The organism is Lactobacillus melliventris, assembly GCF_042679465.1.
In the GTDB taxonomy this organism is placed as follows: Bacteria; Bacillota; Bacilli; order Lactobacillales; family Lactobacillaceae; genus Lactobacillus; species Lactobacillus melliventris.
Genome location: NZ_JBHTMT010000001.1, coordinates 470,560 through 490,315, shown reverse-complemented (window position 1 = coordinate 490,315; position 19,756 = coordinate 470,560). Strand labels below are relative to the sequence as shown.

General features: G+C 36.7%; 20 protein-coding genes. All 20 read left to right on the top strand.

Translation table 11 applies throughout. The annotated features are described in order from the left end of the window. The first annotated feature begins 9 nt into the window (after positions 1 to 9). The 20 genes from ftsL to mnmA all read left to right on the top strand — a co-directional run bounded on the left by ftsL (position 10) and on the right by mnmA (position 19,722). On the top strand, positions 10 to 372 hold the full coding sequence (gene ftsL / locus ACFQ32_RS02475; RefSeq protein ID WP_046324739.1) for a cell division protein FtsL: 363 nt from the start codon (positions 10 to 12) through the stop codon (positions 370 to 372). After that, positions 372 to 2,537, top strand: coding sequence for a penicillin-binding protein (locus ACFQ32_RS02470; RefSeq protein ID WP_046324740.1), 2,166 nt, complete (start codon positions 372 to 374; stop codon positions 2,535 to 2,537). Before ftsL ends, ACFQ32_RS02470 begins: the two co-directional genes overlap by 1 nt. 6 nt (positions 2,538 to 2,543) lie before the next feature. Further along, on the top strand, positions 2,544 to 3,506 hold the full coding sequence (gene mraY / locus ACFQ32_RS02465; protein WP_046324741.1) for a phospho-N-acetylmuramoyl-pentapeptide-transferase: 963 nt from the start codon (positions 2,544 to 2,546) through the stop codon (positions 3,504 to 3,506). Positions 3,507 to 3,515: 9 nt separating this feature from the next. Beyond that, on the top strand, positions 3,516 to 4,895 hold the full coding sequence (murD, locus tag ACFQ32_RS02460; protein WP_046324742.1) for a UDP-N-acetylmuramoyl-L-alanine--D-glutamate ligase: 1,380 nt from the start codon (positions 3,516 to 3,518) through the stop codon (positions 4,893 to 4,895). Position 4,896: 1 nt separating this feature from the next. After that, positions 4,897 to 6,003, top strand: a complete 1,107-nt coding sequence (gene murG / locus ACFQ32_RS02455) for an undecaprenyldiphospho-muramoylpentapeptide beta-N-acetylglucosaminyltransferase (protein ID WP_046324743.1) — start codon at positions 4,897 to 4,899, stop codon at positions 6,001 to 6,003. 16 nt (positions 6,004 to 6,019) lie between these two features. Next, positions 6,020 to 6,877 (top strand): cell division protein FtsQ/DivIB, encoded by an 858-nt coding sequence (locus tag ACFQ32_RS02450; protein WP_046324744.1) that lies wholly within the window; start codon positions 6,020 to 6,022, stop codon positions 6,875 to 6,877. Between the two features lie 61 nt (positions 6,878 to 6,938). After that, positions 6,939 to 8,297, top strand: a complete 1,359-nt coding sequence (ftsA, locus tag ACFQ32_RS02445; RefSeq protein WP_046324745.1) for a cell division protein FtsA — start codon at positions 6,939 to 6,941, stop codon at positions 8,295 to 8,297. A gap of 14 nt (positions 8,298 to 8,311) precedes the next feature. Next, on the top strand, positions 8,312 to 9,649 hold the full coding sequence (gene ftsZ / locus ACFQ32_RS02440) for a cell division protein FtsZ (protein WP_046324746.1): 1,338 nt from the start codon (positions 8,312 to 8,314) through the stop codon (positions 9,647 to 9,649). Between the two features lie 15 nt (positions 9,650 to 9,664). Then, positions 9,665 to 10,105, top strand: a complete 441-nt coding sequence (locus ACFQ32_RS02435) for a cell division protein SepF (protein ID WP_046324747.1) — start codon at positions 9,665 to 9,667, stop codon at positions 10,103 to 10,105. After that, positions 10,105 to 10,410, top strand: a complete 306-nt coding sequence (locus tag ACFQ32_RS02430; RefSeq protein ID WP_046324748.1) for a YggT family protein — start codon at positions 10,105 to 10,107, stop codon at positions 10,408 to 10,410. The genes ACFQ32_RS02435 and ACFQ32_RS02430 overlap by 1 nt, the downstream gene beginning before the upstream one ends. A gap of 177 nt (positions 10,411 to 10,587) precedes the next feature. Continuing rightward, the gene (locus tag ACFQ32_RS02425; RefSeq protein ID WP_244885258.1) at positions 10,588 to 11,418 is read left to right on the top strand and encodes a YlmH family RNA-binding protein; all 831 of its coding nucleotides are present in this window, start codon (positions 10,588 to 10,590) and stop codon (positions 11,416 to 11,418) included. Continuing rightward, entirely contained in the window at positions 11,385 to 12,194 is an 810-nt protein-coding gene (locus ACFQ32_RS02420; RefSeq protein ID WP_046324749.1) for a DivIVA domain-containing protein, read from the top strand. The genes ACFQ32_RS02425 and ACFQ32_RS02420 overlap by 34 nt, the downstream gene beginning before the upstream one ends. 220 nt (positions 12,195 to 12,414) lie before the next feature. Next, the gene (ileS, locus tag ACFQ32_RS02415; RefSeq protein WP_046324750.1) at positions 12,415 to 15,204 is read left to right on the top strand and encodes an isoleucine--tRNA ligase; all 2,790 of its coding nucleotides are present in this window, start codon (positions 12,415 to 12,417) and stop codon (positions 15,202 to 15,204) included. Continuing rightward, entirely contained in the window at positions 15,204 to 15,410 is a 207-nt protein-coding gene (locus tag ACFQ32_RS02410) for a cold-shock protein (RefSeq protein WP_046324751.1), read from the top strand. Before ileS ends, ACFQ32_RS02410 begins: the two co-directional genes overlap by 1 nt. A 14-nt stretch (positions 15,411 to 15,424) precedes the next feature. Continuing rightward, the gene (locus ACFQ32_RS02405) at positions 15,425 to 15,988 is read left to right on the top strand and encodes an NUDIX hydrolase (RefSeq protein ID WP_046324752.1); all 564 of its coding nucleotides are present in this window, start codon (positions 15,425 to 15,427) and stop codon (positions 15,986 to 15,988) included. 1 nt (position 15,989) lies between these two features. Continuing rightward, complete coding sequence (locus ACFQ32_RS02400) at positions 15,990 to 16,328, top strand: hypothetical protein (RefSeq protein WP_046324753.1); 339 nt, start codon at positions 15,990 to 15,992, stop codon at positions 16,326 to 16,328. Positions 16,329 to 16,346: 18 nt separating this feature from the next. Next, the gene (locus ACFQ32_RS02395; protein WP_046324754.1) at positions 16,347 to 17,045 is read left to right on the top strand and encodes a 5'-methylthioadenosine/adenosylhomocysteine nucleosidase; all 699 of its coding nucleotides are present in this window, start codon (positions 16,347 to 16,349) and stop codon (positions 17,043 to 17,045) included. Continuing rightward, positions 17,046 to 18,197, top strand: a complete 1,152-nt coding sequence (locus ACFQ32_RS02390) for a cysteine desulfurase family protein (protein WP_046324755.1) — start codon at positions 17,046 to 17,048, stop codon at positions 18,195 to 18,197. A 53-nt stretch (positions 18,198 to 18,250) separates the two neighbouring features. Beyond that, positions 18,251 to 18,592, top strand: a complete 342-nt coding sequence (locus ACFQ32_RS02385; RefSeq protein ID WP_046324756.1) for a DUF1831 domain-containing protein — start codon at positions 18,251 to 18,253, stop codon at positions 18,590 to 18,592. A 5-nt stretch (positions 18,593 to 18,597) separates the two neighbouring features. Beyond that, entirely contained in the window at positions 18,598 to 19,722 is a 1,125-nt protein-coding gene (gene mnmA / locus ACFQ32_RS02380) for a tRNA 2-thiouridine(34) synthase MnmA (RefSeq protein ID WP_143444013.1), read from the top strand. The last annotated feature ends 34 nt before the right edge of the window (positions 19,723 to 19,756 follow it).

The window sequence follows — 19,756 nt, the reverse complement described above, 5'->3', positions numbered from 1 at the left end:
GGAAAAACAATGGCTGATAATTTAGCAAGAAAAATAGAGTTTAATCCTAATGAGCAAAGAGATCCAGAGAAGAGACAACGTCAAGTTCTCAATCATCACAACGTTGCTTGGACCGGCTTCGAAAAGTCCTTGCTTATATTGGGAACAATGATCACAATTGGCTTAATGACAATGCTCGTTTCTTCTAGTATTTCTGCTACTTCAGCTCAACATGAACTTACTAGTTTGCAGCGCTCGGTTGCAAAAGAACAAAGTCAAGTTGGAGATTTGCATCAAGAATTAGGTGAGTTGACCTCAAGCTCAAGAATGAATAAAATTGCTCGCAGCAAGGGGTTGGCTTTGAATGAAAAAAATATTAGGACTATACGCTAATGAATAAGCACATTAGTAAAAAATATAACTTAAATTCCAAAGCCCACGGATACCGTTTTACAGTCGGGAGATTTCTCGAGGTAGCTGTTGCTTTGGTTTTTCTTGTATTTATAGGCAGATTTTTATATCTGGGAATTTCAAAAACCGTTAATGGACAAGATTTAACCGCTAAGACCGAGCAATTGTATATGCGTAATCAAGTATTAAAGGCCAATCGGGGAAATATTTATGACCGTAACGGTTTAGCTGTAGCGCAAGATTCCCATTTGTATACAATTTATGCCATTCTAGATAAATCATCCATTAATTATAAAAATAAGCCAGAATATGTTGTTAACAAAAGTAAAACTGCTGAAAAGTTAGCACAAGTTTTACCTCTTAAAGCAAATAAAATTTTAAAGTATCTTAATCCTTCGCAGCCGGTTTTTCAGGTACAATTTGGTACTGCAGGTTCTAATTTGACCAAAAAGCAAAAAGACCGAATTGAAAAAATGAATTTGCCGGGAATTAAATTTTTTGAAACTCAGTCACGGTTATACCCAAATGGTAATTTTGCAGCTCATATAATTGGTCTGGCTACACCAGTTTATGATAAAAAAACCAGGCAACAAAATTTAGAGGGTACCATGGGACTGGAAGCTTGGTATGACGACGTTCTTACCGGAAAAAACGGCTATCAGGTTTCAGCTGTTGATGCCTCAAATTTCCAGACGCCAAATAGTACCCATACTTATAAAGCCCCTGTAGATGGTAATAATATATATCTAACTATTGACTCGCAGTTGCAGGAATGCCTTGAAAGTAGGTTATCTTATGTTCAGGATACCTTTAATCCCGTTTCTATGACAGCCGTAGTTGAAGATATGAAGACGGGAAAAGTATTAGCTGCTTCGCAACGACCAAGTTTCAATCCGCAGACCAAAAAGGGACTAAAAAATTCCTATCGCAATATTTTGGTGCAAGATACATATGAACCCGGATCTGTTTTTAAAGTCCTGACATTATCCTCCGCTGTTAATAGCGGAAACTACCATCCAAATCAATATTACAATTCAGGATCAGTTTCTGTGAATGGCTCAGTAATTCACGATTGGAAGCCGCATGGCTGGGGAAGCATACCTTTTTCACAAGCATTTCCACGGTCGAGCAATACCGGATTCGTTCATATTGAGCAACAAATGGGTGCTAAGACTTGGAAAAAGTATTTAAAGAAATTCCATATTGGTCAGAAAACTGGCGTAACGCTCCCAGGTGAGCAACCAGGATTGATCGCGTTTAACTCACCCGTTGATCAGGCTGTCACTAGTTTTGGGCAGGGCGTTGATGTGAACGTCATGCAAATGATGCAAGCTTTTAGCAGTTTGGCGAATAATGGTCAAATGGTAAAACCCCAATTCGTTGAAAAAATTACCGATGCAGATGATCACACAATAACGGGTTATCAAATAAAAAATGTTGGCAGACCAGTTTATAGTAAAGAAACAGCAAACATAGTTCTTGAAAATATGCGCCAAGTTTTAAACAAAAGAATTGGTACCGGAGCTGCATACCGGATGAAAAATCAAAGTATTGCTGTTAAAACAGGTACTGCGCAAATAGCTAACCTTAAAGGTGGGGGCTATCTTAAAGGTAACAATAATTACATCTTTTCTGTAGTTGGAGTTACACCGGCTAAGCATCCGCGTTATTGCATTTACATCACTGTCAAGCAGCCTCAAAGAATGAGTAAACCGGCTGAAGTAATTCTTTCTTCAATTTTTAAACCTGTAATGAATAGAACAATTCTTATGTCTAAAAATGGCTTAAGCAGTTCAACAATGATTAAAATACCTGACCTAACGGGGCTAAGTTATAAGGAGGCTGAAGCAATCGCTCAACGGGTTGGTTTCAGACTTGTCAGGATTGGTTCAGGTGATAAAATAACCAAGCAGTCTTATCAAGCAGGTCAAAAACAGCAGTCAGGTAAATTAATGCTGGTGCGGACAGCCGGCATTATAAAGTGTCCTGCTATGAAAGGTTGGTCAAAAGATGAGCTGCAGCAGTTTGCAGATTTGACTGGGGCTAAATTAAGCATTCAGGGTACAGGTGTAGTATCTAAGCAAAGTGTAGCTGTTGGTGAAACTGTCAAATCCGGGACAAAAATAAAAATACAATTAAAGGAGTAGCATTTTATGCTGATCATTAGCATTATTGCATTAGTAAGTTCATTGGCGTTAACGGGGATTATTTTACCCTGGGTGATTATTTTCATGAGGTCACACCATGAAGGACAGGAAATTCGGGATGAAGGTCCTAAATGGCATGAAAAAAAGTCTGGTACACCTACAATGGGTGGTGTGGTTTTTGTTTTAGCAGCCACAGTTTCTACAATCTGGGTTGGTGTATGGCAACACGAAGTCACGAAAATGATCTGGATTTTATTAATCAGTTTGCTGGGTTACGGTATTATAGGCTTCTTAGATGATAGTATAAAATTGTTTTATAAGCGTAATTTGGGTCTTCGTGCATGGCAAAAATTTTCTTTACAAATTTTAGTTGCTGTTCTGATTATTATCATCGCAGCAACGGACCATTTTCAATTCAAACTTTTCATACCGTTTTTTGGTGTAGTTAACAGTGTAGTTTTATTCACAATTTTTGTAATTTTCTGGTTGGTAGGTTATTCCAACGCAGTTAATCTGTCAGACGGTTTAGATGGTTTGGCAACTGGACTGTCAATTATTGCTTATGCCACGTACTCTTATATCGCACTTAAACAAAAAAACTTTGCCGTTTTAATTTTTTGTATGAGTGTCATAGGAGGGTTGATTTCATTTTTTATTTTTAATCATAAGCCTGCTAAAATTTTTATGGGTGATGCTGGGTCTCTAGCTTTAGGAGGAGGACTGGCTGCTGTTAGTATCTTTCTAAATAGGCCTTGGTCACTTTTGTTAGTGGGAATCGTATTTGTATGTGAAACAGCGAGCGTAATTTTGCAGGTTATCTCTTTTCAAACAACTGGTAAACGGATTTTCAAAATGACACCGATACATCATCATTTTGAAATGCTGGGTTACTCTGAATGGAAAGTAGACATTATTTTCTGGATTGTTGGCTTACTGGGAAGTATCTTGTATTTAGTAATATGGGGATAAAATAGTTAAATGAGGCAAGTTAAGACTTATCAAGGTAAAAATATTTTAGTTTTAGGCCTCGGCAAAAGTGGTTTTGCAGTAAGTAAATTACTGCTTGAACTTGGTGCAAAGCTAACTTTAAACGACAAGGCTGATTTAAGTAAAAATCCAAAAGCACAAGAATTGAAAAAACTAGGCGTGCAAATAATAGGTGGCGCGCATCCAGTAGAATTATTACACCAAGAATCTTTTGCTTATTTAGTAAAAAATCCGGGGATTCCTTATGAAAACCCAATGGTGCAAGAGGCAATAAACTTAAATTTGCCAATTATTACCGAACCTGAAATTGCACTGAGTGTTAGTGAAGCTCCATATATTTGTGTTACAGGCTCAAATGGCAAAACTACTACGGTAATGCTAGCACAGAAAATTCTGGATCATCATCTGGCTAAAAATGGCCATCATGCCTATGCAGTTGGTAACATTGGTGTTCCAATTTCTGAAGTAGTGAAAAAAGCTACCAAAGATGATATCTTGGTTTGCGAAACTTCTAGTTTTCAACTGCTTGGCGTAACAGATATTGATCCTAAAGTAGCTGCGATTATTGATATTTATCACAATGTCCATTTAGATTATCACAAGACTTTTGCTAATTATGTTAATGCCAAACTAAACGTTACCAGGACGCAAACTTCAGATCATTATTTTTTAGCAAACTTAGATCAAAAAAATATTTTTGAAGAAGAAAAGAAAGTTACAAAAGCAAAACTAATAACTTTTTCCGAAAATGATCGAACTGCCGACTATTTTATTGCTGATGGCTATTTACAGAATCAACATGAAAAAATCATTAAGACCGCCGACATGAAATTACCCGGTATCCATAACCAGCAGAATGCGTTAGTTGCTAGCGCAATTGCACAAATTATGGGAGCGACTATCAGCGATATCCAAGCAGTGTTAACTAGTTTTGCCGGGGCAAAGCACCGCTTACAATATGTTATGACCTTGGAAGGTCGCAAAATCTATAATGACTCCAAATCAACGAATATAGAGGCGGCTTCAGTAGCTATTCCCTCTTTTGAAGATCCTGAAGTTTGGATCGCTGGTGGGCTAGATCGCGGTTTTACATTTGACTCCTTGGTTCCACTTTTAAAAAAACATGTTAAAGCCGTGGTTTTATATGGCGAAACCCGTTATTTATTGGCTGATGCCGCGCGCAAAGCTGGCATTAAAAATATTGTCATTGAAAATACGTTACAGGAAGCAGTACCAAGAGCATATGAATTGACAAATCCTGGTGATGTATTGTTATTTTCGCCAGCTTGTGCGTCATGGGATCAATTTCGAACCTTTGAAGAACGTGGAGACTATTTTGTTAATTTTATAAAGGAATTGAAGACTAAATAAAATGAGAATAATATTTACAGGTGGAGGAACTGGCGGCCATATTTATCCTATTATGGCAATTATTGAACGATTAAAAGAGCGCAACTTGGCGACAAATGATGAAATACTGTTTGTCGGCACCAAAAATGGTCTCGAAGCCAAAATAGTTCCAGCAGCAGGAGTAAATTTTAAAACAATTGAAATGCGCGGGTTTTCCCGTAAACATATAATGAGTAATTTTGCTACAATTAGTTTGTTTCTTAAGGCCACAAAAAAAGCTCAAAAAATTATTAATGATTTTAAGCCTGATATTGTGATGGGAACTGGTGGCTATGTCAGTGGTGCCCTAGTGTACGAAGCAGCAAAAATGAAGATTCCAACTATGATTCATGAATCTAATTCAGTAGTTGGCGTTGCTAATAAGTTTTTAGGACACTATGTAAACAAAATTTGTTATACGTTTGATGATGCTGCCAAGCAATTTTCGGAAAAGAAAAAGTTGGTAAAAACTGGAAATCCACGTTCTCAGCAAGTACTAAATCTGTCATCAACCAAGATTGATTTGCAAAGCAAATGGGGTCTTAATCCTCAAATACCTACAGTATTAGTTTTTGGCGGCTCTCGTGGTGCTTTGGCTATCAACCGGATAATGTTAAAATCACTGACTCGGCTTGAAACTAAGCCATACCAAGTCATTTGGGTGACAGGAACTTATTATTATCAAAAAATTGCAGAAAAACTAACCAATGTTAATTATGGTGAAAGTATCAAAATCTTACCGTATGTTAAGGATATGCCAGCACTTTTACCAAAAATGATTTGTGTGGTTTCGCGTTCAGGAGCCACTAGTATTGCGGAATTTACCGCTTTAGGTGTTCCAGCTATTTTGATTCCTAGTCCAAATGTAACTAATAATCACCAAATGAAAAATGCTCTTGATCTTGAAAAAGCCGGCGCAGCGACAGTGATTGCGGAAAATGAACTTAATATTAATAACTTTATTTCTTCAATTGATCATATCGTGTTGGATCGTAAATACTATACAGAAATGAGTAAGGCATCCAAAAAACTGGGAGTTTCTGATGCGTCTGATGAAGTAATTAAAGTAATGCAGGATTTAGCTAAATAAAAAGAAGGTGAGGCAGTTGACCAAAAAGCGAGTAACTAAAATTGACCCTAAAGAAAAGCTATCGCCATATTTAAGTCATCAATCAAGTAAGAAAAAGAAAAATTCTAGAACTAATACCAAAATCTCTGCCTCTCTTTCTAAATTACATAATGAACGTAAATCCGCACTATTTAAGAGACTGGGACTAATAATAGGTGTTTCGGTAATAGCACTTTTGGGACTTGGCTATTATATTTCTCCTCTGGCAAATGTTCAAAGTATTCAAATTAACGGGGAAAATGACTTACCAGTAAAAGAAATTGTAAAAGCAACAGATATTAAAGCTAGTGACAAAGTAGTCGATTATCTTTTTAATAAAAAAAGCCTATCCCGTAAACTTTCTGCAAAATACTCAGAAATAAAAAACATCAATGTTCGAGTTAAAGGTTTTAATCATTTAATAATTGAAATTGATGAATACCCTACAAAAGGCTACATTAAGACTTCTAAAGGATATCGTAAAATACTTACTCAGGGAAAATTAGGGTCTCAGTTTATTCCTTGGTCAAAAGTATATCCAGATAAACCAGTTTTTGTAGGCTACAATCATGAAGTATCTCTCAAAAAAATTCTTCATTTATTCAATAGTTTACCACCTGATTTTCAGGATCAAATTAAATTATTAAGTGGTAATACCCGAAGAAAATCACAAGTGATTTTTCTAATGAAAAACGGGAATGTAGTTATTGGCAACGTTTCAACCCTAAAAAGTAAAATAAAGTACTATAATAAAATAAAAACTAAAGTGGGAAAAAATACGCTGATTGATTTGGAAGTAGGGGCGTTTAGCAGGCCGCTTACACCAAATGAAAAGCGTGCTTACGGTTTAATATAAACTGATTTTAGGCTGGTTTTATGGTAAAATTTTTTTAGGTAGCACTGACGGGGGGATAATTTTGGACAATTCGAATTTATTAGTGGGCTTAGATATTGGTACCACAAGTGTGAAAGCGGTTGTAGCTGATTCTGGTAAAGTTATTGGAGCTGTTGCAGTTCCTAATAAAGGGATGCGGCATGGTAATATAGTTGATATTGATGAAACTGCTGCTGCGATTAATAGGGCACTAAAAGAAATAGCCAAAAAGACAAATGCAAATATTTATCGAGTAGTAACAGGTATACCTGTAGGTATGCTCCAACTTGAAACTGCAAGTGATCTAGTTAATGTCAGCGATAATGGTCAAGAAGTAGGTAACCATGATGTCAGGCGAGTAGTTCGTGCTGCCATCAGGTCTGCTGTGAAAAACGAACGGGAGCCTATTTCTTTTTTGCCAAGCCGTTTTCTAATTGATGGTAAAACCGAAGTCGATGATCCTCGAAAAATGATTGCACATTCTTTGTCGGTGCAAGGCATCATGTTAACAGCACCGGCCAGTCCTTTGCATAATATAAAAAAGGCTATTGAGCGTGCTGGCTATTCCAATAATTTTTTTATTCCAACTCCACTTGCTATTGCCAGCGTAGCTTTAAATGAAAGTGAACGCCATTTTGGTTCAATTATCCTCGACTTAGGTGGCGGAGTTACTACAGCTACGGTAATTCATAATAATCAAATTAAATATGCAAATATCGATTTTGAAGGTGGCAGTGATATCAGTAATGATATTTCGGTTGTTTTAAGTACTTCTAACAAGGATGCTGAACAAATAAAACTTGATTATGGTTATGCTGATCCCAGCCTTGCATCTGCTAAAAATAAATTTGCCGTTAACAGTGTTGGTTCAAATGGCCAGCAAATGGTTGACGAAAAATATTTAAGTGAAATTATTAACGCCAGGGTTATCCAGACTATTGACAGAATTGAAAAAGGCTTGGTTAAACATGACGCCTTGAAGTTACCAGGTGGCATTATTATTACTGGCGGAAGTAGTCTTTTGCAAGGTTATGATAGTATTATAGCTAATACTTTGAATGTCAAGGCGCGAATTTATCAGCCTGACCAAATTGGAATGCGTAATCCAATTTACTCAGCGGCTTACGGAGTAGTTAACTATGCATATAAGATGTCAGATATTGATTTCTTAGTAATTAGTGCTATTTATGGCAGAGGTGCTCTCAGTCAAGGGGAGCAGTCTACTCAAGAAAAGCCAAAAACTTCTAAAAGAACAGTTACTGTTAATGAAACTAAAAGAAAAGAAGAATATAATAGACATGAGTTACTAAAGCGAGAGCAATCTCCGCATAGTAAAACAAAAAATAATATGCAAAATAAAGATAAAGGCTTTAAGAACTTCTTCAAAAAGTTCTTTGATTAAAGGTGGTTAATTAGATGGATTTCACGTTCGATTCAGACGACAATAAAAATGCTGTCATCAAAGTTATTGGTGTCGGTGGTGCTGGTGGTAATGCTGTTAATCGAATGATTGATGACGGCGTTCAGGGAGTTTCCTTCGTTGCTGCTAACACTGATGTACAAGCATTAAATAGTAATAAAGCAGAAAATAAAATTCAGTTAGGCCCTAAGTTGACAAGAGGACTTGGAGCAGGCTCTCACCCTGAAGTTGGCCAAAAGGCTGCAGAAGAAAGTGAACAGACAATTGAGGATGCTTTAAAGGGCGCGGATATGATCTTCATTACTGCTGGAATGGGTGGTGGTACTGGAACTGGTGCTGCACCAATTGTAGCTAAGATTGCCCGCGAAACAGGTGCTTTAACTGTTGGCGTTGTAACTCGTCCTTTTACTTTTGAAGGTCCAAAAAGATCAAAAAATGCCGCTGAGGGTATTGCACAGTTAAAGCAGTACGTTGATACTCTTGTTATTATTGCCAATAACCGTTTGTTGGAAATGGTTGACAAAAAGACACCAATGATGGATGCCTTCAAAGAAGCTGACAATGTTTTAAAACAAGGTGTTCAGGGTATTTCTGACTTAATTACTTCAACTGACTATGTCAACTTGGATTTTGCTGACGTTAAAACTGTGATGGCTAATCAAGGCGCTGCTTTAATGGGTATTGGCCGTGCAAGTGGCGAAAATCGCACTGTTGAAGCTACAAAACTGGCAATTTCTTCCCCTCTGCTCGAAGTATCGATCGATGGTGCTAAACAGGTACTGCTAAATATAACTGGTGGCCCTGATCTAACTTTATTTGAAGCGCAGGATGCTTCAGAAATCGTTTCTAAGGCTGCAGGTGACGATGTTAATATAATTTTTGGTACTTCTATTAATCCTAATTTGGGAGATGAGGTTGTAGTTACTGTTATTGCGACAGGAATCAACTCTCAAGCAGAGGAGGAAGCCTCAAAGCAGCTCCCGGGTCACAGTCACCAGATTAAATCTCAACCAGGTCAAGCCAATACTTCTCCGGAAAGAAAAATTAACTCAGTTAAAAGACCTATGGAACAGAATTCGGCTGTAAGCGAAAACTCCGGTGCAGTTCAAAGTGCGCCCAAACATAAGCCAATGGTTGATCCAACAAGTGTTTGGGGCTTGGATAATGATGATGAGGGCAACCGCCGGTCAGCTCCTTTTACAGCAAATCAGGATGATAGATCTAGTTCATTTGATGAAGACGATCAAAGTAGCATTTCACAAATCGAAACTAATGCTTTTGATGATGACGATACTGATGATATTCCATTTTTCAGGCATCGTGGTGAAAACTAATAGGAGGCAAGAGAAATGGCTTTTAGTAAAATAGGCAAATTTTTCGGCGTGGCAAATGACGAAGATGAAATGTTAGATGACGAATATGCAGAAGAGCAGCAGTTAAGTGATGAAGACAGTTTTCCTGCTGGTGCTGTTAACCGCGATAAAGTTGTTTCCATTAAATCTGGTATGAATGCTGCCAAAAGCAAAATTGTGCTTTATGAGCCACGTGTTTATTCAGATGCTAAAGAAGTTGCACAGAATTTATTGAATAATAAAGCAGTAATTATTAACTTTAGCAGAATGGAAGATGCATCAGCCAGAAGAATCGTTGATTTTATTACTGGTACAGTGTATGCTTTAAACGGTGAAATTCAACGTATCGGTGATAAAATTTTTTTAGCTACTCCCCCAAAGTTTGTCACGAATGGCAAAATTAGCGATCTAGTTGATAAGAAAGATTCTTTAAGTTAATGGCAGCAAATATCATATATTACGGCATTAATATTATTGACTATGTAATATGGATTTACAGTATAGTCATGGTAATTGATGCAATTTTAAGTTGGGTTCCTTCTCTACGCGATTCAGCTGTGGGTCGCATAATTAATCGCGTAATTGACCCTTATTTGAATATTTTTCGAAAGGGGCTAATTGCCAGACTGTCTAATGCCACTGGATTAGATATTTCATTTTTAATCGGTTTACTTTTACTTTATTTTGTCCAAGATTATGTTTTAAATTGGATTGCAAATATTTTATTTCATTTATTTGTTTAACCTCCAATCCTAATAAAGAGCTGGTAAATTTCGTTATAACTTTGACGAGAGCTACTAGCTCTTTATTTATCAGTTGGCTCAATTATTTCCTAAAATAAAAGAAAGTCACAGTTCATGCTATAATAATTTACGAAGTGACAAAGTAGTAATTTCACCTTCACTATTAGGAGGCAGTTCTTGAAAGCATCTAATATCTCAAAACGTAGTTTTTATATTAAAAATGTGGTCTTTAGGGGAAATTTATCTGACCAAAAAACAGTTGATAGAATGAATGGGCTTATAAATGATGTCATTTATAAACATCAAAAAGTTTTAACTGAATTTTTAGACCCAGGGGAAAGAGATATTTTAAAAAAGCTGGCTGGAAATGAAGTTTGCCTGCAAAGCTTTGGTGGCTATTTAAACGCTGAAAAAAAGAGAGTTGTTATAACAGAAGATTGGGCTACTGGTTCATCTCTGTCATATCAAATCTCTCTTTTTGAAATTGAATATCCTCAAAAATTTGTTTCTTTGACACATAGTGATGTATTAGGAAGTATAGCTAATGCTGGAATAGAAACGTCTACATTTGGTGATATTATTACGGATGGGAATGGGCGCTGGCAATTTTTTGGCAAAAGTGAACTAACTGATTTTTTCCAATATGAAATTACTCATATAGGCCACACAAAAGTTAAATTAAGGCCTATTTCAAGTGAAAAAATATTAGCAGTTGAAGATGAAAGTAAACACTTAACTGTAATTGCTTCTTCATTACGATTGGATGCAGTTTTAGCAGCGATAGCTAAACAAAGTAGAAGCCAAATTAAAGACAATATTAAGAATAATTTAGTTAAATTAAATTGGCATACTATTAAAGATTTTAATATAATAATTGAAGAAGATAATGTTCTTAGCCTAAGACATTTTGGCAGATGTAAAATTATGGGTATTTCAACAACAAAAAAGGGCAATTATAAGGTGGTATATAAGCTATGGCAAACGAAAAGAAAGAAACGCAGAAGCTGACTCCGATAAAAATTCACAATAAAGAATTTAAAAAAAGAGGATTAAGTGGATATGACAGGCATGAAGTTGATAGTTTTTTAGATCAAATTATTAACGATTATGGTGATGTATTAGATCAAAATGTTGATTATAAAAATAAAATAATACAATTACAAGATCGAGTTTCAAATTTGCAAAAGCAAGTTGCACAGTATCAGCAGAATGAAAATGCTACTAAAGAAGCCATAAATAATGCCAAGATCAAAGCAGAAAGAATTATCAATGACGCTACGGTTCAGGCAAATAATGCAACTGAGCAGGCTAAAATTGATACTGATTATCAGCGTCAGCAACTGGAAACTATTAAGTTAGATTATGAACGGGTCAAAAAGGAAACTTCCGGTTATCGCAGGTATATACAAGAACTTTTGCAAAAAGCAATTGAGAATCTGAATGACGAAAAGTGGCAAAAAGCTCTTGATCAATATTTTGATACAGAACGATTTTATCCTCCAGATGGTGCAGAACCAATCATGCTCACCGATGAGGACGAGGATGTCGATGAAGACGATGACGATGATGATACTGATGAAGAAGATGAGGATTTTGAGGTTGACAACGATACGGATGATGAAGTAAACTTTGAACAAGACTCTGAAGAAACAAATAATAGTCCTCAACCAATGACCGGTGACAGTCCTAGTATTGAAACTGTTAATAACGACGATGCTGCAGCCGATAATAATTCTGGTGGAACTACTATTATTTTTCCGGATGACTATAAAAATCATAAATGACAAACTGACAGTAAAACTTGCGAGCAATTCAGCGAATTAGTGAGGGTGGGAGTCTAATATAAGAGCTTAAAAGTTGATCAGCTGTTAATGATGGTTTGTCACGGTAGTTGCACGATACGCAATTCATTAAGTGGAGTTTAGCAACTCAATTTAGGTGGTACCACGATATTAACCTCGCCCTAATTTTAGGACGAGGTTTTTTGATAGGAAGGATTAAAAAATGAGAGTGAAAGATACACTTAATTTAGGTAAAACTAAATTTAAGATGCGGGGCAATTTGCCAGTACGTGAAGCACAATGGCAAAAAGAATGGGAAGAAAATAAATTATATGAACAGAGATTAAAATTAAACAAAGGCAAGCCAAGATTTGACTTGCATGATGGTCCTCCCTTTGCAAATGGTAATATTCATATTGGTCATGCGATGAATAAAGTATCTAAGGACATAATCGTTCGCTTCAAAAACATGAACGGCTATTATGCTCCTTATGTTCCGGGTTGGGATACTCATGGTTTGCCAATTGAACAGCAATTGACTAAACAGGGCGTTGACCGCAAAAAAATGAATCTTGCGGATTACCGTCAACTTTGTCAAGATTTTGCCAGTAAAGAAGTTAAAAAGCAAATGACTGACTTTAAGCGTTTAGGCGTAATGGGAGACTGGGACCACCCATATATTACTTATCAGCCAGAATATGAGGCAGAAGAAATTCGCGTCTTTGGTAAAATGTATGAAAAAGGATATATCTATAAAGGTAAAAAGCCCGTTTATTGGTCTCCTTCAAGTGAATCAACATTAGCTGAAGCTGAAGTTGAATATCACGATATTAAATCACCTTCAATTTATGTTTCATTTCCTGTAAAAGACGGTAAAGGAATTCTGAATCCTGAGAAGACATATTTCTTGATTTGGACAACTACACCTTGGACTATTCCTACTAACCAAGGGATTACAGTCAATCCAGGGTTTGATTACTCAGTAGTCCAGGTTAACGATAAGCGTTACGTGGTTGGAACTGATCGTTTAGAAGCCGTTGCTGAAGAATTGGGCTGGAATGACTATGAAGTGGTGCAACATCTTAAGGGTAGTGAAATGGACCGTATGGTTGCTAAGCATCCTTTGTATGATCGTGATGCCATTTTAATGAATGCGATGCACGTTACTGCTAGTGATGGTACTGGCTTAGTTCACACAGCTTCCGGCTTTGGTGAAGACGACTATAATGTTGCTCAAAAGTATGGTCTACCTGTATATAGTCCTATGGATGACAAGGGCTGCTTTACTGCAGATATTAATGATCCTGATTTAGCTGGCTTATTTTATGATGATGCGAATAAAGTTGTCAGCGAAAAATTAAAGAAGTCAGGGAATTTACTCAAGTTAAGTTTCTTTACCCACTCTTACCCACATGATTGGCGCACCAAGAAGCCCGTAATTTACCGTGCTACCACACAATGGTTTGCTTCTGTTGCTAAGTTTCGTCAGCAAATTCTTGACCAAATTGATCAGGTTAAATTTACGCCTTCTTGGGGTCAATTACGCTTACACAATATGATTAAAGATCGTGGTGACTGGGTAATTTCCAGACAGCGTGCTTGGGGTGTTCCACTGCCAATCTTTTACGCAGAAGATGGCACTGCAATTGTGACGCCAGAAACTATCGAGCATATTGCCCAGATTTTTGCTAAAGAGGGCTCAAATGCTTGGTATAAGAAGACTGCTAAGGAATTATTGCCCGAAGGTTTCACTTCTGAACATTCTCCCAATGGTAAGTTTACTAAAGAAAAAGATATTTTGGACGTTTGGTTTGATTCAGGGTCTTCCCATCAGGCTGTTATGGCTAAAAGGCCAGACTTGAGATTTCCATGTGATCTTTACCTTGAAGGTAGTGACCAATACCGTGGGTGGTTCAATTCAAGTCTGATTACCTCTGTAGCTGCCACAGGTAAAGCACCTTATCGTGGCATTTTGTCACAAGGCTTTGTTTTAGATGAAAAAGGACATAAAATGTCTAAATCGTTAGGTAATGTAATTTCACCAAACGATGTCATCAAACAAATGGGTGCGGAAATAATTCGTTTATGGGTTGCCTCAGTTGACACGACTTCTGACGTTGCCGTTTCACAAGATATTTTACGTCAAACCTCTGAAAGTTATCGTAAAATTCGTAATACTTTCCGTTACATGCTGGCTAACACCTCAGACTTTGATCCACAAAAAGACCGCGTGGTTTATGAAAATCTCAATTCTATTGATCAATACCTGGAAGTTAAACTTAACGATTTAGTTAAAACTTGCCTTGACAGTTATGAACGTTACGACTTTAATAATGTATATAAAAAGGTATTTGCCTTTATCTCAAACGACTTATCAGCATTTTACCTGGACTTTGCCAAAGATGTTCTTTATATTGAAAGCAAAAATAGTCATGCGAGAAGATCAATGCAAACTGTAATCTATGACGCAGCGGTAAAACTTGCTAAAGTCATGACACCAATATTGCCTCACACAATGGAAGAAGTTTGGTCCTTCTTAAAAGAAAAAGAAGATTATGTCCAGCTTGCTGACATGCCTGAAGTTGAACAATATGATAATCATGATGAGCTTCTGGAAAATTGGCAGAAATTCATGAATTTACGTGATGATGTTTTGAAGGTGCTCGAAGAAGCACGTGATCAAAAATTAATTGGTAAATCTTTTGAAGCAGCTGTTACAGTTTATCCCACAGATGAGATAAAAACTGTTTTAGCTAATCTTGATGCCAACTTTAGACAAATTTTGATTGTTTCTAAATTAACGATTGCTAAGGGTGAGGCACCGGCAAATGCTCAAAAATTACCAAATGGTGCTTTTGTAGTTGAGCATGCTAAAGGAGAAGTTTGTCCTCGTTGTCGCATGATTAGAACTGATATCGGAGCTGATAGTGAAGTACCAATGCTTTGCGGTAGATGTGCTAAAATTGTCAAAGAGGATTACCCTGAAGCTGTGCAGGAAGGCTTAGAAGAATAATGCGCTACGGAACTGTAAAGCAATTCGATCGTAACAGTAGTTTTGGTTTTATTACTGATAGTGAAAACCAGAAATCATATTTTGTTTTTTATACAGCAATAAAAGAAGAAGGTTATCGCCGCTTACAAGTAGGACAAAAAGTTAAATATCAGCTTGCTCAAGGAAAAAATGGACTCCAATGTGTAAACGTATATTTAGCTGATTAACAGGAAAGTGAATAATGGATTTAACAGAAACTGAAATCTCTTCAAAACAAATTTTTACTGGGCGTATAGTTGATCTTTCAGTTAGAACGATCAAATTACCTAATGGTGAAACTGCAACAAGAGAAGTTGTAAAACATCAGCCTGCTTCGGCTGCCATTGCAGTAAATGATAAGCAAGAAATGTTGCTGGTTGAGCAGTGGCGTGAGCCGATTAAAGAGTTGACTTTGGAAATTCCAGCAGGATTAATAGATGAAACTGATGCCAGTCCATTAGATGCCATGAAAAGGGAATTAAATGAAGAAGGCGGATATCATGCCGACTACTGGGAAAAGATAACAGAATTCTATTCGTCGCCTGGCTTTACTAATGAGAAACTATACTTATTTTATTGTGATACATTAACCAAATTGACTGATAAAAAGGCGCTTGATCCTGACGAATTTTTAACTAGTCACTGGTATAGTTTGGAAAAGTTGAAACAGCTTGCGGCACAAGGTAAAATTGTTGATGCCAAGACATTATATGCAATGAGTGTTTGGGAGAATATGTTGCTTACCAGTGCTAATACAAGGGATTAAAATGACAGAAAAGCGATCTGATTACCGTAAAAAATTAAAAAAGAAAAAAAGCAAAAATATTTTAAATACAATTAAATCTGCTTTTGATGATAATGATGCTGAAGTTGACGTTAATCCTGATTTTACCCGTAATGAAGATGAAGTTATACAACCAAATGAATCTTCAAATAAAAGGGCAAAGACTCAGGGGCAGTCTCCGAGAAGAGAAAAGAATAAGTCACAATCTCAACCAACTACCAGTCAAGACAAAGCGTTAAGACTGAAAGGTAAGCTTAATCGTGCCATTCTCATCGTTTCAATTTTAATTATTTTGGTATTATTGGCGTTATTTCACTTATAAATAAAAACGAGGGTAAAAATGAAGATAGCAATTATTGTCCCAATGGAAATTGAGGCTGAATATTATCATAAGTATTTTCACTCTGGTCACAAAGAAATGTTCGGATCTACCACATTCGAGCATTTTTGCGTTAACCACAATGATTTATATATTGGTTTGAGTGGAATTGGTAAAGTCCAAGCTGCTATGAATTTAGCTAGTTTGCTATGCCAGCTTAATATTGATTTAGTTTTTATGACTGGTACAGCAGGATCTTTACAGCCCAATATTCAAAAGGGCGATTTGATTTTAGCCAGTTCATTTGCTTATCACGATGCGCATAATACTCTAGCAGGGGATTATGTTGAAGGACAAATACCAGGTGAACCGGCAGAGTTTGTTTTGAAGTCGACTGTTAGAACACAATTTGCACAGTTTTTGCAGCATGAGAACATTGAATATAAAGAGGGACTTATTGTCACAGGCGATTCTTTCATTGGTTCACAAGCACAAAAAAATGATATTAAGCATAATTTTGCTCAAGCTTTAGGAGTTGAGATGGAAGGGGCTGCTTTTGCACAGGTGGCTTATCATTTTAATAAGCCTTTAATAGCTTTGCGAGCTATTTCTGACAATGGCAATCAAGATGCAAATGAAGACTTTGATCAGTTTGCACAAAAAGTGGGTGCTAAAGCGGCTAAAATTATTTGTACTTACATAGAGAAGATGAATTCATAAATGACAGAAATTTACTTGGATAATGCTGCTACGACACCTATGTCTGCCAAAGTAATTAATGTGATAGCTGAAGAAATGAAAAATGACTTTGGTAATGCTTCCAGTACTTATGAATTAGGACGTAAGGCCCGTCATGTCATTGATCTTGCCAGGCAAGAAGCTGCCCGAGCAATCAATGCCAGCGAAAATGAGATAATTTTCACCTCCGGTGGATCTGAGAGTAATAATACTGCTATTTTTGGGACTGCTCGTAGTCGCCAAAATATTGGTAAACGCATTATCACAACAAAAATTGAACATCCCTCTGTTTTAAAGCCAATGCAGCAACTGGAAAAAGAGGGTTATGATGTCATCTACCTTGATGTAGATGCAGATGGTCGTATATCATTGGCTGACTTAAAAAACGCATTGACTCCACAAACTATTTTGGTATCTGTAATGGCAGTTAATAATGAGGTTGGAACAATCAATCCTTTGGCTGAAATTGGTGCAATGGTAAGACAAAGTAATGCCTATTTTCATGTAGATGCAGTTCAAGGATTAGGAAACATTAATCTTGATGTTGCTAAAATGAATATCGACTTATTATCCACTTCTGCTCATAAAATCAATGGTCCTAAGTTTCTGGGATTTTTATATGAAAAAAATTCTATTAAACTACCACCTTTAGTTTATGGTGGGGAACAGGAAACTAAACGTAGGGCTGGAACAGAGAATGTTCCAGGAATTGCAGGTTTTGGAGAAGCAATTAATGAAATTGCAGCTGTGGATAAGAACAAGCTCCAGGCTAATTATCAGAAATTGCAAAAAATTATTTTAAATAAACTTGACCAAGCTCAAATTGAGTATCAAGTTAATGGTGGAACTAGAAAATTTGATTCTCATCATGTTTTGAACTTGCATTTTGCTAATGTCAATACGACTATTCTGCAAACAAACTTAGATTTGGCTGGGTTTGCGGTTTCAGGGGGTTCTGCATGTACCGCAGGAACACTTGAGCCTTCCCATGTTTTAGTGGCTTGTTTTGGTAAAAACTCTCCGCGAATATCTGAATCAATTCGCATATCATTTGGACGTTATACTACTGAGGAAGAAGTTTCTGCTTTTGCAAGTCAGTTGGTTAAAATTGTGGGTAAAATACAAAACAAATAAAAAAATTGCTTTTTTAAAAAGATATGCTTATTATAAGTAAGTGAGGTAATATTATGGCAAATATGGTTATGATTAATGGTGATACACGCAAGTTTACGCTTAGTCCCGACTTGAAATTATATGCACTGATTGATGCCGGTTTTGTTAAAACTGTTAAGGGTAATTTTAATTATGAGCATCCACTTTATAATGATTCACCATATAACGCCCCAACAAAGTTGAAAATGACCATTAACAAGGAAATGACCCGTTTAACAATGGTCGTTACTGATAGAAATGGCTTGCAAAAGGTCAATATTTTTAAAAATAAGCAATTGGCTCCCACAGTGGAACTTTTAAATTATATCTTAAAAGATCTTGAGGAACGTAAAATTATTGTCGCTGTGAAGGATTGATTAATTTGGAAAAGAAAAATAAAAGAGTAGTTGTAGGAATGAGTGGCGGGGTAGACTCTTCAGTTTCCGCCCTTCTTTTGAAAAAACAAGGATATGACGTAATTGGTGTCTTCATGAAAAACTGGGATGATACCGATGATTCTGGTATTTGTACAGCTACTGACGATTATGAAGATGTTAAAAAAGTTGCTGATCAAATTGGCATTCCTTATTATTCAATTAATTTTGAAAAGGAGTATTGGCAGCGAGTTTTTGAGTATTTCTTAAATGAATATAAAAAAGGGCGCACACCAAATCCTGATGTAATGTGTAATAGTCAGATTAAATTCAAATCCTTTTTAGAGTTTGCTTTCAATCTGGACGCAGATTATATTGCAATGGGGCATTATGCAAAAACTATAACTGATAAAAATGGCATCACACACATGATGCGTCCTAAAGATGGTAATAAGGATCAAACTTATTTTTTAAGTCAGTTAAATCAAAAGCAAATTAGCCGCGTTATTTTTCCATTAGCCAATCTCACAAAGCCGCAAGTCCGGGAAATTGCAATAGAAAATGGTTTAGCTACAGCTAAAAAGAAAGATTCCACTGGTATTTGCTTTATTGGTGAAAGAAACTTTCGTAAGTTTTTGAGTGAATTTTTACCTGCTCAGTCTGGTGAAATGATTACGCCAGATGGCAGAGTAGTTGGTCATCATGCCGGTCTAATGTATTATACAATCGGTCAGAGATCCGGTTTAGGCTTAGGTTCAACTAAAGAATCTACGGCTCCTTGGTTTGTTGTCGGCAAAGACTTGCAAAAAAATCAATTGATTGTGGAGCAGGGTTATGACAGCAAGCTACTTTATGCCACTGAATTAGAAGCTAGTAACATGTCATTTTTTACTGGGCAACCAAAGCATGATTTTACAATTCATTGCAGTGCCAAGTTCCGTTATCGTCAACCAGATGTCGGCGTGACAGTTTCTTATGATGCTGTAGCAAACAGGGCAAAAGTTTACTTTGATGAGCCGGCTCGCGCTGTCACTCCTGGACAAGCTCTCGTTCTTTATCAAGGTGAAGAGTGTTTAGGCGGCGGTAATATCGACTGCGCCTACCAGAATGAGCAGCAATTACAATTAGTCTAATACAAACAAGTAAGGAAAATGTACCATGCATTTT

Bases quoted from the DNA above. Each gene is read 5' to 3' on its own strand.
- ACFQ32_RS02420 (WP_046324749.1), top strand. From the start codon at position 11,385: ATGGCAAACGAAAAGAAAGAAACGCAGAAGCTGACTCCGATAAAAATT.
- ACFQ32_RS02435 (WP_046324747.1), top strand. From the start codon at position 9,665: ATGGCTTTTAGTAAAATAGGCAAATTTTTCGGCGTGGCAAATGACGAA.
- ACFQ32_RS02405 (WP_046324752.1), top strand. From the start codon at position 15,425: ATGGATTTAACAGAAACTGAAATCTCTTCAAAACAAATTTTTACTGGG.
- ACFQ32_RS02470 (WP_046324740.1), top strand. From the start codon at position 372: ATGAATAAGCACATTAGTAAAAAATATAACTTAAATTCCAAAGCCCAC.
- ACFQ32_RS02395 (WP_046324754.1), top strand. From the start codon at position 16,347: ATGAAGATAGCAATTATTGTCCCAATGGAAATTGAGGCTGAATATTAT.
- ACFQ32_RS02390 (WP_046324755.1), top strand. From the start codon at position 17,046: ATGACAGAAATTTACTTGGATAATGCTGCTACGACACCTATGTCTGCC.
- ftsZ (WP_046324746.1), top strand. From the start codon at position 8,312: ATGGATTTCACGTTCGATTCAGACGACAATAAAAATGCTGTCATCAAA.
- ACFQ32_RS02385 (WP_046324756.1), top strand. From the start codon at position 18,251: ATGGCAAATATGGTTATGATTAATGGTGATACACGCAAGTTTACGCTT.
- mraY (WP_046324741.1), top strand. From the start codon at position 2,544: ATGCTGATCATTAGCATTATTGCATTAGTAAGTTCATTGGCGTTAACG.
- ileS (WP_046324750.1), top strand. From the start codon at position 12,415: ATGAGAGTGAAAGATACACTTAATTTAGGTAAAACTAAATTTAAGATG.
- murD (WP_046324742.1), top strand. From the start codon at position 3,516: ATGAGGCAAGTTAAGACTTATCAAGGTAAAAATATTTTAGTTTTAGGC.
- ACFQ32_RS02430 (WP_046324748.1), top strand. From the start codon at position 10,105: ATGGCAGCAAATATCATATATTACGGCATTAATATTATTGACTATGTA.
- murG (WP_046324743.1), top strand. From the start codon at position 4,897: ATGAGAATAATATTTACAGGTGGAGGAACTGGCGGCCATATTTATCCT.
- ACFQ32_RS02400 (WP_046324753.1), top strand. From the start codon at position 15,990: ATGACAGAAAAGCGATCTGATTACCGTAAAAAATTAAAAAAGAAAAAA.
- ftsL (WP_046324739.1), top strand. From the start codon at position 10: ATGGCTGATAATTTAGCAAGAAAAATAGAGTTTAATCCTAATGAGCAA.
- ACFQ32_RS02410 (WP_046324751.1), top strand. From the start codon at position 15,204: ATGCGCTACGGAACTGTAAAGCAATTCGATCGTAACAGTAGTTTTGGT.